The organism is Kitasatospora sp. NPDC017646, assembly GCF_044329365.1.
Classification (GTDB): Bacteria; Actinomycetota; Actinomycetes; order Streptomycetales; family Streptomycetaceae; genus Kitasatospora.
On sequence record NZ_JBIRJC010000009.1, the window covers coordinates 251,616 to 264,459 of the forward strand.

Below are 12,844 nucleotides of genomic sequence, written 5' to 3' on the forward strand. Positions count from 1 at the left end.
CAGGTCGTACAGATCTCACCGCAGTGTGCCGGATGCCGGGTCGAGTCGGTAGGGCCGGACGGCCCTATTGCACGTGGGGCGTCAGGACGGCTCGCCGGCGTTGCCGCGATTCCCGTCACGCGGGTGCCCTCGGGCCGTCAGGCCGCGGTGGCCGGCGCGGCGGTGATCCCTGGTACCGGCTGACCATTGGCCAGGACTGGCGGTCGGCTCGGGGTGGAGAAGCTCGCGGGCCCGTACCCGATGCGCAGCAGCATCTGGGGCGCGCCGCGCTGTGGCAGGGCCCAGGCCATCCGGGCGCGCGGATCGGGCCATCCGGGCGCGCGGATCGGGCCGTTCCATGGCCTGGTGAAGCGGTGACTCCGCGGACGCGGCCGGTGGTGTCAGCCCGCCCGGTTGTCGCGTGGGGTGCGGCCGCTCCAGAGGGGCTCGAGAAGTACCCAGGAGTGCTGCCAGGCCTGGTCGGCCCGGCGGTCGAGGGTCATCAGTCGGATGCTGAGGCCGGCGATGGCCCAGGCGGGGAGCGGTTCCCAGCCGTGGACGGCGCGCAGTGCGGCGCCGCAGCGTTCCGCCTCCGCGAAGGCGAATGCGAGGAGGGCCTCCCCGGGCTCGCAGGAGTCGAGCCCGACCACGACCTCACCGGCGGTTCCGGCGTTCCGGTGGGGGAGGAGCGCTGTCCCGCGGACGAGGACCGTCGGAACGGTCGTGCGGGCGGCCACGGCGAGGGAGACCGAGCCGACGAGCAGTCCGGCGAATCCCCCGAGGCCCCGGGAACCGAGGACCAGCCTCTCCTGCCCTCGCGCTTCGGCGACCAGTCCGTCGACCGGGTCGTCGGGCCTGACGGCCGTCTCCACCGGCAGTTCCGGGTGGGCGAGGCGGATCCGGTCGGCGACGCGGGCGAGGGCGTCGAGCGCGGCGGGCCCGAGGTCGCCGGACCTCGGATGCTCCACTTCCTCGCCGCTCAGCCAGGGCCAGACGTGCAGGAGGCGCAGGGGCACTCCGGCCGCTGGGCATCCGCTGCCGCCCACATGGCGGCGGTCTCGCTCTGCGGTGAGCCGTCGAGGCCTGCCCGGACGTGTCGCGTCGTCACGAATGCTCCTTCGGAGTCGGGTTGAGGGCCGGGATGCACCGCCGCCCGGCGAGCACCAATCTCCCGCCGGGCCTCGCGGGACCCCAGGGCCGGACGGAACCCGCCGGTGGGCCGGTGGTCCCGAGGGGACGAATCCGACAGTGCGCCTGCAAGACGGCCGTAGGCGGGCTCGCAGTGCCGGACGAGGTACTCACACTCGCGTCCGCCTTCCACCATGCGGGCTACCGGCATGTGGTCGGCACGTTGTGGGATGTCCGGGACGACGTGGCCAACCAGCTGGCGAAGGACGTCTACCCGCGTCTGCTGGGCTGCGGCGCGGCAGACGGGAGGAGGTTGGACGGCTCATGCTGTGCCCAGGCTCTGCATGACGCGGTCCGTGGCTTGCAGGTCGATCATCCGTACACGCCGAGCGCGTGGGCTTCGTTCATTCACATCGGTCCGTGACCGGCGGCCCGAGCCTGGCAGGCGGATACGATGACAGCCTGTTCGAGGGCCCGAGGGATTCAGCCAGAGGTTCGGTCTGGTCCACGTCGACTTCACCACGCAGCGCCGGACGCCGAAGGCGTCGTACGCCTGGTACCGCGACATGATTGCCACTCATCGTGATCACCACTTACGGTAGTTGGCTGCCGGTCGCTGCGGACTAAAGAAGCCCGGCGCGGAGGGGCGCCTGGTGGTGGTGCCGCGCGGTACGGCAAGGTGGGGTTCATGGCGAGTGTGGCGAATCCTGCGGCTTGGCGCTCTATCCGCGAGGCGGCCTTCTCGCAGGTGTCCTCGGAGAGTGAAGGGATCACGCTCTCGGTCCTGGGTATCCGTGCCCTCCTGCTTTACCGGATTGATGAACGTGAACATCGCAGGCGGGAAGCGGTTGGTGCTGAGCAGTTGGACAGCATCGCCGTGTTGGAGTGCCTGCTCGCCCTTCCGGTCGACCTTCCCGTTCCGGTGGGCTCGCTCCCGCGGCAGGTAGAGGTTCGTCATCTCCCTCATGGAGCGGTCGAGTCGGACACGGAGCTGGTGACACGCCGAGCGGTCCGGCCGCTCGTGGTTGACCTCGCGGTTGTGTCGGCTACCGACTGGCGGCAGGGTCTTGAGCGTGCAGGCCGATTCGCGCCGTTCTGCCGCCGAGCCGTCCTGCTCCGCCGGACCCCGTGCGCGGGGCTGGACGAGATCTTGGCGGAGGCCGCCTTCTACGGCATCGGCGTCTTCGTCCATGAGCAGGACGGTATCCGGATGGCCCTGCAACCCGAGGCGTACAGGCCGCTGCGGCACACCGCAGCGGCCTGGTACTTCGTCGAGGAGCTGTACGGACGACTTGGTTGAACCGCCGGCCTCTCAGTCCGCTCCTGCGCCTGTCGATCTCGAAGGTGCCGTGGCATTGAGGAGGGACCACCGCAGCAGTTGCGGTTGGACCCTGAATCCGTTCGGTTGCTGGATGGCGGCGTTGACGAGCGGATAGCGGTTCACGGCGGCACGGCAGCGTTCCTGCCACCACCGTTGGCGGTCGGGCCCGGGCGGCAGGGTCTGCAACGTCTGCTGCCAGGACAGCAACACGGATGTGTTGTGCTGGGCTGCTGCTTTGGCGTCACGATTGCTCGGGAAGCTGTCCAGCGGCCGTTGTCCGCAGGCCTTGCACTCACAAACGGGTGCGTGCGTTGCGGCGAAGCGGCGTGCGAGGGTCTTTCCGAGGAACAGGGCCATCAACTCGGGGAACAGAACGGACGGGGAATCGGCGAACCCCGAGCTCTTCGTCGGTTCGCCAGGCGGTACGACGTGCCGGAGGCGCCCCGAAAGCCCGTAGCCGGCGAATGCCGCGCCCCCGGCGAGCGCGCCGAACGCCGCGAGATCGGCCCGCAGCAGGGCGGTGCCCGGTACCTGAGCCAGGACCCGGGCCAGTCCGGTGAGAGCGTCGGGGAAGCTCGCCAGCGGGTCCAACTGGCCGCCGAGCATGATGGCCTTGGATCCCGGTGCTGTGCTCAGTTCATCGATGAGACTGTCGACCAGGTCGATCTGCAGCCAGCCGGCGTCGATCGGTAGCGCGAGCACGATTCGAGGATCCTGGCGCACGACCACCTCGCGCACAGCAGCTCGCACAGCGGCCGTGTCGCCGGCTCGGAGGTACCCGGTTGGCGTGAGCGCCGCCGTCGCGCCGACGGCGAGCTGCTCCTGGACTGCCTGGCCGAGCGGGTCGGTGACGGGGAACTCACCGGTCCGCTGTAGGTAGGGCAGGTCTGCCGTCGCGATGCCGACCTCGTAGAACGCCGGGTCGGCGAGGAGCACGTCCTCATAGCCCTCCTCCCGTAGGTCCAGTGCCTTCCTGAGGGCCTTCGGCCCACCGATCACGAGCCCGCTCCGGCCAGTGTTGAGCTGGTCTCGCACCCATCCCACTCGTGTGGCGTCCACGTGGATGAGCAGCCGTTCGGCGAGCAACTCCGGTTGAGTGAAACGAGCTTGGTCGCTAAAACGGGACCTCCGGCGTCGGGAGGATCCGTGGGGACGGGAGCGCGGGACGGAGGAGTCGGACATTGCCTCGCCTTCGAATCGGCGGAAACACTCGACGACGTACTCGTGGCTCTATTGTACGGAGCGGAGCGACACTCCGCGGTTCGCAGCGATACCAGTCGCGGGAGAGAATGCAAGAGTTGGCCGAAGGTCAGTCGACTGCGGCCAGGACGACGTCATGTGTTGACGGGCAGGGGGCGTCGTGCGGCTGAAACGGCGACCCGGTTGCGATATGCCGGGTAGTAGTCATTGCAGGCTCGACTCGAGATCGTTGAGAACAGCTAGGACCGGGCCCCAACACATCATGACGGTGTCGTGGTCGGGGTCGATCCCGCGTTCCCGCTGCTGACGAAGGTGGACGAAGTTGCGGTACTCGCGGACGATTTTCATGAAGTCGTGAGCGTCGACCTGAATCCAGCCCCGGGACCGTGCAGTGTCGAGCAGCAGCGCCAGGCTGGCCTTTGCCGCCAGCACCGGCCTTCCTCCGTTGGGATTCGGGAATCCCTGTGCAAGGCTCGGTTCGCGTTTGATCAGCACGTCGAGCAATAGACCTTCGGTGAAGCTGCCGATGCCGATGAGGGCGAAGACATACGCACCATTGTCCGCGCAGATACGGGTCTCGTTCACCCGCTGCATGAGCTGACACGTGATCTCGTCGCTGCTGACCAGTCGTCGGACACGCGACTCCAAGTCGTCGGGTGGACTGAAGGTGGTCGATCGGCCGTCCTCGCCGAGCGCACCCAGCATCGGGCGGCCGCCCACGTAAGTGACCGACAGCTGTTCTGCGGCGAGGACCTGGTTGAGTCCCTGCCGGAGGAGGTCGGCGGACGCCATGCCGTCCTCGTACTCCAGCGGATCGCAGATGCGGCAGAGGAAGCGGCTGACGGCGGCTTCGTCATGGCCCGACTCCGTGATCGTCTCGGTCAGCCAGGGGACCCTCGCCGTGCCGTCGTACTCAACCGGTACGGGCCAGGCCGCTCGTTTCAGCAGCTCAGCCAGCTGGTAGCCGGGGCGTTCGAAAGGGCCGTCCGTGTCCACGACGAGTCGCGCGATGCGTTGGATGGTCATGGGATCGAGCTGGGGCATCAGATGTGCTCCTTGTCCGCGAACTGCTGTGAGTGATCGAAGGCCTGGTTGAGGCGTTCGACGATGACCCGTCCTCGCTTCCGGAAGCCGAGTTCGGTCATGGCCTGACTGATCCGGGTATCACGGTCGAGCTGGTAGCCGTCGCTGAGAATCCAGCCGGCGAGCGCGCGGAGGTCCATATCGGAGTAGGTGCCGATGCTGCCACCGAGCCTCAACGACGGTTTAGGTCCTCGCCGATTCGATGGCTCTTCTGCCCGACGTGGAGCGGGGACCGGGTCCGGAATCACCCTGCCGCTCGGCGGTTCATCGGCCGCCCGGACGACGTCCTGCCAGACGCCGACGAGTCGGTCCGTCTCGGCCTGGGGGTCAGCGAACCAGTCCGCGGCCCAGATTCGATGGAACTGCCATCCGAGCCGTTCCAGGTGTGCCTGGCGGAGCCGGTCACGATCTCGTGCGCTCACTGTGCGGTGGTAGCGGTCGCCATCCGTCTCCACAGCGAGCAGCATCTGACCGGGTCGCTCCGGATGGGCCAGTGCGAAGTCGATACGGTAGCCGGAAACGCCCCATTGTGGGACGGCGGGTACGCCCGCGGACCGCATGGCGTCCAGAACCTCCCGCTCGAACGGGTTCAGCTCGTACGTCCCCTGGCGGCCGCCCGACCGGGAGAGGTCACCCTGGACAGCGCAGTATTCGAGGAACAGGCGCAGCAGTTCGGGGCCGCGGTTCTTCGTCTCGGCACGCGGGCCGAAGTCGTGATGGGAGAACGAGCTGACGACCGTCATGCGCTTGCGGGCGCGCGTGATGGCGACGTTGAGCCGACGCTCTCCCCCTTCGTTGTTGAGCGGCCCGAAACGTTGGGCAAGCCGGCCGTTGGCGGCCTTGGCATATCCGATGCTGAGGATGATCGCGTCGCGTTCGTCGCCCTGCACGCGTTCGAGGTTCTTGATGAAGAAGCGTCGGCCGGGGCCGGCCTCGGGGCTGAAGTACTCCTGTAGGTCCGGCTGCTCCTCGAGGGCTCTGCGCAAGGCGAGATCGATGCGATCGGCGTGCCGTTGCCCCATGGTGATGATGCCGAGGCTCAGGTCGGGGGTGCGGGCGGCGTGGTCGAGCGCCAGCTCCACCACTCGTTCGACCTCCTGAGGTGCGGAGCCGTCTTGGCCGGGCAGCGTATGGCCGTCGACGACCTCCAGACGGATCGGACTCTCGACGGCGGTCCCTGGAAAGGTGACGAGCCGGTCGGCGTAGATCTCCCGGTTGGAGAAGGCGATCAGTCTCTCGTCACTGCTCCGGTAGTGCCAGCGGAGGGTGTGGACGTTGGGCAGCCGACTGCTGAGCAGGTCCAGGAGCGATTCGAAGACGCCGGGATCGTTCCCGTCCTCCTCATCAGCGTTCTCCTGGCTGTCGGTGCCGCTTAGCACTCGGCTGAAGAATGATGTGGGTGGCAGCTGGTTCCGGTCACCCGCGACGACGACCTGGCGACCCCGCATGATCGACGTCATGGCGTCGTGCGGCAGGATCTGGCTGGCTTCGTCGAAGACCACCACGTCGAACAGCCGGGTGGCCGGTAGCACTCGGCTGACCACGAGCGGCGACATGGCCCAGCAGGGTTTGGCTGCCAGCAGCACATCGGGGGCTTTGGCGACCAGCTTACGCAGGGGCAGGTGGCGAGTCTTGCGTGCGGCCTGGTCACGGACCACGGCGTTCTGGTCGCGGTGGGCATCGCGGGCCTTTCGCAGCCTGGCCGCCACGGAGTACCGCACGCGGCCGGCGTTGGCGGCCATGTGGTCGCTGTCAGCGCGGCGGAACTGTGTGACGGCGTGATCGTGTTCCCGTCCGATGAAGGTGCGAACGTGCTGGGAATGCATCTTGATCTCGTCAAGAACGGATGACCACCAGGCGTACTGGAACCGGGCGACCGCCGCCTCGGCCGTGGGGAGGCTCTGGGCCAGCTCGTCGAGCAGCGGGCCAAGACCGGCGGCCTCCAAGCGGTCGGTCAGCTGATTGAGCTCGGGCATCTGGTACAGCGTCGCGCGGTGGGCGTCGAGTTCTCGCACGATCTCGGCGACCTCGTCGGCGGGCTTCTTCGCCCAGTCGTCGACACCGGCAAAGAGGGCCACTGCGGCGAGCCGGTCGCGAAGTTCGGTGAAGTTCTTCAGAGCGGCGCCGAGCTCAGGGACGGCGGACGGCGGTGCGCCGTCCAGCGACACGCTCTGCCAGCGGGTCCGCTGCTCCTGGGCCCGGACCAGCCGGGTGTGGAGAATCCGGCGGTCGCGCAGTCCGTCGCGATGGACTGCCCTGGCTTCACGGACCAAGGAGCGCCGCTGCCACCAGCCGATGGGTTGCCCGTGCTGTTTGCGCCAAGCTCGGTCGGCGGTGGCAGCGACGAACTGGTCGAGCTGCGGTCCGAAGACCTCCGCAGTGAATTCCTCGAAGGTGCCGGACACGGCTTGCAGAAGGTCCAGCAAGTGCTGCCAGCCGTGGATGTCCTGTGCCTGGCACAGTCCCGCTGTGGTGATGAGCGACTCGATCTCCTGGCGGGTGTCCACGAAGGTCGTGCCCGCCAGGTGGTCGAGTCGTTCGAGGACGGGACGGAGTTCCGTGGCGTCCCGTACGCGGGTGCGCGACCAGGGAGACTGGCCGAGCCGAATCTGCAGCCCCTTCCGGCTGACGAACTTGTGCAGATCCTGCTCTACGTGTTGCCGGGCAGCCCGGTCCAGCTGCCGCAGGACATCCCCGCGCAGGCGCCAGCGGGTCTGTTGCTCGGACGGAACTCCCGACAGTTCCGTCAGCGCTTGGTAGGCGCTGACCCCCCACGGGGACCTGGGCTGGTGGAACTCGGAGACGTGCCGTCCGATCTGACCGCGGAAGTGCTCGAGCGAGGCGTGCAACTGATCAGGGTGCGGCGGCGGCTCCTGGCCCGACCGGTCGAGGGTCTCAAGAAGCTGTTGCGCGAGCTGTCGGCGGTTCAGCTTGTTCCCGTGGAGATCGAGAACGAGTCCGTCGAGGTCGACTTGGGCGAGTCGGTCGGTGACCGCCTCGATCGCGGCGCGCTTCTCCGCGACGAAGAGGACGCGGCGTCCCTCAGCAGCCAGTGCGGCGATGAGGTTGGCGATGGTCTGGCTCTTGCCCGTTCCGGGAGGGCCCTCAATGACCACGTGCCGGCCGGCCAGTACGGCGCGGATCGTCTGCTGCTGAGAGGCATCGGCGTCGTGGACGAGGAACTCCTGCCGCGGCGGGACCTCGCCTTCCATAGGAGGGCCCTCCGTGTCCTCCAGCAGCGAGCGGGCCGCAGTGCTGTCGCCGGCGATGGCGGCGATGACGGCGTGCTCGGTAAGCAATGAGGTCGAATTCTTCAGGTCGTTGACCATGGGTAGCCGGTCAAAGCTGAAGGCCCCGACCACTAGGCGTTCCTCGAACGACGCGGACAGCCCGCTCCGGTGGAGGGCCTTGGCAAGGAGGTCGTATACAGCGCGTACTCGGGCGCCCGGATCCGATTGATCCTCAAGCACGGCTGATGCCTGGTCGGCCAGTTGGTCGAGGTCGGCATCCAGGCCGTACTGGCGGCTCAACGCGTAGAACAGGACCGGATTGATCTCCGGCTCGCCGTCGACCTGAAGGACGAAGTCGTTCTCGGTGGCTGTGCGCGGCTGGATCGTAAGGGGCAGCAGCACGAGGGGAGCGCGCAGCGGGAGGACGGTGGTTGTGCCACGTGTCCTCGGCGGGTCCACGTTGAGCAGTCCGCAGGCTAGGCGGCCGGCCTCGATACCCTGTTCCTCGTCCAGTTCCATGATCCGGCGCCGCAGGTAGCGTGCGCGGAGGCAGGCGGCTTTGTGATCGGACGGATCGGAGACGAGACTCGCGAGCCGGACCTTCCGGCCGGTCAGCAGCGCGTGCTGCGCCTCGATCGAGACGGTGGTCAGGTCGAGGCTGCCAGTCTTGGTGTCCTTGAAGTGCAGCAGTGTGTTGCGTGGTCCGAAATCAATGAGTTCGTCGGCCCATCGCTGAGCCTGGGAGGCCACGGCCTCCTCCCTCGCGCGGCTGGCGGTGCCGTCCACTTGCTGACCCTCCGGTCCGTCGTCCTGAGCTCACCTGGTCGGTAGGCGAACGCACCAGGGTACGGCGCGGGTTGAGAGGACGAGTATGAATTCGGCGCTTGGTCGGAGATTGGGGGGAGCGCATAGGAGTGCCACTTGCCTGAAGTCTTGCGCCCCCGTGCGCCGGGCAGGGACCGGGCATCTCTCCAAGGCTCACTCAGCGACAGGCGAAGTGTGGGATCCACGGCAACCATCGGTAGACATAGAATGACAGCCCGTTCGACGGGCCGAGGGTTACCAGCAGCGTTTCGGCCTCGTCCACGTCGACTTCGCGACGCAGGAGCGCACCCCGAGGGCCTCGGACGCCTGGTACCGCGACTTGATCGCTGCCCACAGAGCTTCCCGGACGCGGTAGTTGGCATCCGTTCGCTGCGGGATGGGTGGTCTCTCGACAACGGCCGAGCGGCCGTCTGGATGGCGCGGGCCGCAGCAGCTGCGCCCGGGGCTTGCGCAAACGTCATGCGCATGACCGGCGGTGCGGGCGAGGACGAAGTGAAGCGGCGACCCGGCATGCTCCGCGTACAGCGTGCGACCTTTCGCCGTCACGAACAGCGACTGCGCCGTCGTAACCGGTGCAGCTCGCGGGTGGTTGCCGGCGAACACCACAAGCGAATGACCGACCCACGCCCGCCTCCACCGCGGGGGCTGATCAGTAGGGAGCACACACCCACACCTGTGTACCTGTACTCCCTGGTCCGCAGCGGCCCAAGTGATGCACCCGAGTGGTCCAAGTGTTACGGCCACCTGTTGCCACGGCCCGCCACGAGCGAGAAGGAGCGACCGAAATGCGCGGAAAGCAGAAGACACTCGTCGTCCTGACCGGGACCGTGCTGGCAGCCGGACTCACCAGCCCGGCCTTCGGTTCCACCGCCATCGACGCTCTGCCACCGACCACGAGCACCGCCGCCAACGCAACCGGGGCGTCGGTCGTGGCATGGAACCGCGAGCTCATCGGCATCCTGAGCGATCCGAAAGCCCAACCGCCCACCGTCCACCCCACGCGCAGCTTCGCACTGCTCCAGGCCGCGGAGTACGACGCGGTGGTGTCGATCACCCGGGCGGATCCCCCGTACGTGTTCTCGGTGCCGGCACCTCAGGGCGCCCGTGCGGACGTCGCAGCGGACCAGGCGGCGCACGATGTGTTGGTCGCCCTGTACCCCACCAAGCGGGCAGACGTGGACCGGCAGCTGAGCAGCCAGTTGTCCGCGATCGCCGACGGCCCCGACAAGCAGGCGGGCGCAGGCGTGGGAGCGGCGGTCGCGCGCCAACTGATCAGTCTGCGCTCCGATGACGGGTCCTCGAGCGAGCCGCCGCGGTTCACTCCCGGCAGCCTGCCCGGCGACTACCGGCCCACGCCACCCGACTTCCCCGCGCCGGTGTTCACCCACTGGGGCTCGGTCAAGCCGTTCGTGCTGACGAGCGGTAGCCAGTTCCGCCCGGCAGCGCCGCCGGCCGTGGGCTCCCCCGAGTACGCCGCCGCCTTGAACGAGGTCAAGGGCCTGGGGGAGCAAGACCAATACCACCCGCACTCCCGATCAGACCGCGGCCGCGAAGTTCTGGGCGGCAGCACCCGTCTGGAACGTCTGGAACCAGGCCGCGCAGGGCCTGGTCACCTCCGAGAACGCGAGCCTGGAGAAGGCGGTGAAGGTCTTCGCCCGGCTCGACCTGTCCCTCGCCGACACCGCGATCGCGATGTACGACGCCAAGTACGCCTACCACGTGTGGCGGCCCGTGACCGCGATCCGGCTCGGCGACACGCACTACAACCCGGGCATCGTCGGCGATCCCGACTGGACCCCCCTGCTGCCGACCGCCCCGGACCCGTCCTACCCCGGCGCTCACGGCGCTCTCAGCCAGGCGGCGGCAACGACGCTCGCCGGGTTCTACGGTGCGCAGCACCAGCTCACGGTGACCTCGAAGGGCGTCACCCGAACCTTCGCGGGCTTCCAGGACGCCGCCACCGAAGCCTGGCTCAGCCGGATCTGGTCCGGCCAGCACACCTCCATCGACAACCAGTTCGGTCAGCAACTCGGCACACAGGTAGCCGAGTTCGTGGCGCACCGCCTCTGACCGCCCACGCGGCGCCAGGGCGCAGAGACCGGAACCGGCTGCACCCGACACGTCGGGTGCAGCCGGCCGCCGACCCCGAGCCCCCCGTTGGGCGGGCCGGACCGCGAGGCCCCGTCGCGATAGTGCGGCGATAGAGGGACGTTGGTGCGGCGGCCTAACGTCCTCTTCGCACCGGAGGAGGATGGATGGACAGACGTCGGCTGGTCGTGGGTATCAGTGGTGCGACCGGGATCGTGTACGGGCTGCGGGTGCTGGAGCTGGCACGCAAGGCCGGCGTCGAGACGCACCTCGTCGTCACGCCTGCCGGGCAGCAGACCCGTGCGTACGAGACAGACCTGTCGGCGGCGGATCTGGCCGCCATGGCGGACGTCGTGTACCGGGCCGCCGATGTCGGCGGGGCCATCGCCTCCGGCTCGTTCCGCACTGCCGGGATGATCGTCGCGCCGTGCTCCATCCGCACGCTGTCGGCGATCGCGCAGTCCAACGGCGACAACCTGCTGACCCGGGCGGCGGATGTGACGCTCAAGGAGCGCCGCCGTCTCGTGCTGATGGTGCGGGAGACCCCGCTGACGCTCGGTCACCTACGCGCGATGGCTGCGGTCACCGAATCCGGTGGGATCGTCATGCCGCCGGTGCCGGCGTTCTACCTGAGGCCCAGCAGCGTCGACGAGATCGTCCAGCACACGGCCGGCCGGGCGCTGGACCTGCTCGGGATCGACGTGCCGGACCTGCCGCGCTGGGGTGGATGAGCCTCCCGCGCGGACCTCCGGGCGCACGCTCGCACCACCCGACGGCGGCCCCGTGCAGGGCCGACCACTACGGTGCACGGCCGACAGCCACGACGCACCGAGCACGGTGTGGTGGCCGGGACGGCTTCCGTCCCCGGCCACCACGCCCGCCTCACGCGTAGACGTACTCCGGCTGCCACTGGTCCCGGGGCCGCTGGTGCAGCTCCACGTAGACCTTGGCGATGGTCGCCGGGTCGAACCGCTCGTCGCCCGGGCGGATGAAGCCGCGCACGGTGACCGTGGTGACGTGCACGCCCGCGTCGCGCTGCTCCTCGTGCAGGGCGTGTGCGTAGGCGCGCAGCGCCGCCTTGCCGACCGAGAGGGTGGTGTAGTCGGGGGACGGCGCGAGTGCGAAGCCGCCGCCGGTGAACAGGACGGTCCCGCGCCCGCCGCGGAAGGCCGGGATCACGTGACCGGCCGCGACCGTCGCGCCGATGACGTTGACCGCGAGACTGGCCGCCCAGCCCTCCGGGCCGACCGCGGTGGGGGTGTCGGGGCGGGCGTAGGCGGCGTTGTAGACGAGCACCTCGGGGCCGCCCAGGTCGGTGACGGCGGCGTCCAGCGCGGAACCCAGTTGCGCCGGGTCCGCCGCGTCGGCCCGGTAGGCGTGCGCGGTGTGGCCCTCCTGGTGGAGCCGTGCGGCCAACTCCTTCAGCTTGGGGTCGGTCCGGCCGATCAGCGCGACCGGGTGGCCGGCCTCGGCGAAGGCGCGGGCCACGGTCACGCCGAGGCCGGGGCCGACACCGATGATCAGGGCACTGCCCTTGTCGGTCATGAACGCTCTCCTTCAACTCTCGGGGACGGGCACGCGGGCGGGGGCGGCGGCGAGCCAGGCTGCCTCCTGGCCGGGTTCCGGCATGATCCGGCCGCCTTCGAAGATGTAGCGCGATGGCACGTCACGGACGATGACGGCCACCCGCGCCACCGGACGGCCCGTCACTTCGGCCACCGACTCCGCGATGCGGACGAGCAGCCGCTGCTTGTCCGCATCGGAACGGCCCTCCCGGATGTGACCGATGACCATGACGCCGTCCGTCGCCGGCTCCCCGGCCACGAAGTGGTCGCCGGGGGCGACGGAGTCGAAGTAGGTGTTGACGAACTCGGCCGGTGCCGCGGTGACTTCGACGTGGATCCCGGTGATCGCCTCGGCGATTCGGTGCTTGTCCTCCGGGCTCAGGCTGTTGCCCGGGGCGCTGACCTGGTAGACCGGCACGGCTGCC

10 protein-coding genes and 2 pseudogenes are annotated in these 12,844 nt (G+C 68.9%); 6 read left to right on the top strand and 6 right to left on the bottom strand.

The features are described from left to right. Positions 1–380: 380 nt before the first annotated feature. The gene (locus tag ACH4J0_RS17345) at positions 381–995 is read right to left on the bottom strand and encodes a universal stress protein (RefSeq protein WP_396240894.1); all 615 of its coding nucleotides are present in this window, start codon (positions 993–995) and stop codon (positions 381–383) included. A 266-nt stretch (positions 996–1,261) separates the two neighbouring features. Here ACH4J0_RS17345 and ACH4J0_RS17350 point away from each other — a divergent pair, with 266 nt between their 5' ends. The 3 genes and pseudogenes from ACH4J0_RS17350 (at position 1,262) to ACH4J0_RS17360 (ending at position 2,407) form a co-directional block, all read left to right on the top strand. After that, positions 1,262–1,531 (top strand): CHAT domain-containing protein, encoded by a 270-nt coding sequence (locus ACH4J0_RS17350; protein ID WP_396240896.1) that lies wholly within the window; start codon positions 1,262–1,264, stop codon positions 1,529–1,531. Between the two features lie 52 nt (positions 1,532–1,583). Continuing rightward, positions 1,584–1,709, top strand: a pseudogene (locus ACH4J0_RS17355) (family 1 glycosylhydrolase); the annotation flags it as partial. An 86-nt stretch (positions 1,710–1,795) separates the two neighbouring features. Beyond that, positions 1,796–2,407: a hypothetical protein gene (locus ACH4J0_RS17360; protein ID WP_396240898.1), complete on the top strand. Its 612-nt coding sequence runs from the start codon at positions 1,796–1,798 to the stop codon at positions 2,405–2,407. Positions 2,408–2,419: 12 nt separating this feature from the next. Here ACH4J0_RS17360 and ACH4J0_RS17365 read toward each other — a convergent pair whose 3' ends face one another. The 3 genes from ACH4J0_RS17365 to ACH4J0_RS17375 form a co-directional block, all read right to left on the bottom strand. Further along, positions 2,420–3,514, bottom strand: a complete 1,095-nt coding sequence (locus ACH4J0_RS17365) for a hypothetical protein (protein WP_396240900.1) — start codon at positions 3,512–3,514, stop codon at positions 2,420–2,422. Positions 3,515–3,832: 318 nt separating this feature from the next. Next, positions 3,833–4,672 carry a hypothetical protein gene (locus ACH4J0_RS17370; RefSeq protein ID WP_396240902.1) on the bottom strand — a complete coding sequence of 280 codons (840 nt, stop codon included), beginning with the start codon at positions 4,670–4,672 and terminating at the stop codon, positions 3,833–3,835. Next, complete coding sequence (locus tag ACH4J0_RS17375) at positions 4,672–8,727, bottom strand: AAA domain-containing protein (RefSeq protein WP_396240904.1); 4,056 nt, start codon at positions 8,725–8,727, stop codon at positions 4,672–4,674. Before ACH4J0_RS17375 ends, ACH4J0_RS17370 begins: the two co-directional genes overlap by 1 nt. Positions 8,728–8,992: 265 nt before the next feature. Between ACH4J0_RS17375 and ACH4J0_RS17380 the strand changes: the two are divergent. From ACH4J0_RS17380 to ACH4J0_RS17390, 3 genes and pseudogenes are all read left to right on the top strand, one after another. Then, positions 8,993–9,121, top strand: a pseudogene (locus ACH4J0_RS17380) (family 1 glycosylhydrolase); the annotation flags it as partial. A gap of 1,286 nt (positions 9,122–10,407) precedes the next feature. Beyond that, positions 10,408–10,836, top strand: a complete 429-nt coding sequence (locus ACH4J0_RS17385; RefSeq protein ID WP_396240906.1) for a vanadium-dependent haloperoxidase — start codon at positions 10,408–10,410, stop codon at positions 10,834–10,836. Between the two features lie 248 nt (positions 10,837–11,084). Then, positions 11,085–11,585: a UbiX family flavin prenyltransferase gene (locus tag ACH4J0_RS17390; RefSeq protein ID WP_396240908.1), complete on the top strand. Its 501-nt coding sequence runs from the start codon at positions 11,085–11,087 to the stop codon at positions 11,583–11,585. Between the two features lie 151 nt (positions 11,586–11,736). Here ACH4J0_RS17390 and ACH4J0_RS17395 read toward each other — a convergent pair whose 3' ends face one another. Both ACH4J0_RS17395 and ACH4J0_RS17400 read right to left on the bottom strand, forming a co-directional pair. After that, positions 11,737–12,399: an SDR family NAD(P)-dependent oxidoreductase gene (locus ACH4J0_RS17395; RefSeq protein WP_396240910.1), complete on the bottom strand. Its 663-nt coding sequence runs from the start codon at positions 12,397–12,399 to the stop codon at positions 11,737–11,739. Positions 12,400–12,411: 12 nt separating this feature from the next. Further along, the gene (locus ACH4J0_RS17400) at positions 12,412–12,837 is read right to left on the bottom strand and encodes a tautomerase family protein (RefSeq protein WP_396240912.1); all 426 of its coding nucleotides are present in this window, start codon (positions 12,835–12,837) and stop codon (positions 12,412–12,414) included. Positions 12,838–12,844: the final 7 nt, after the last annotated feature.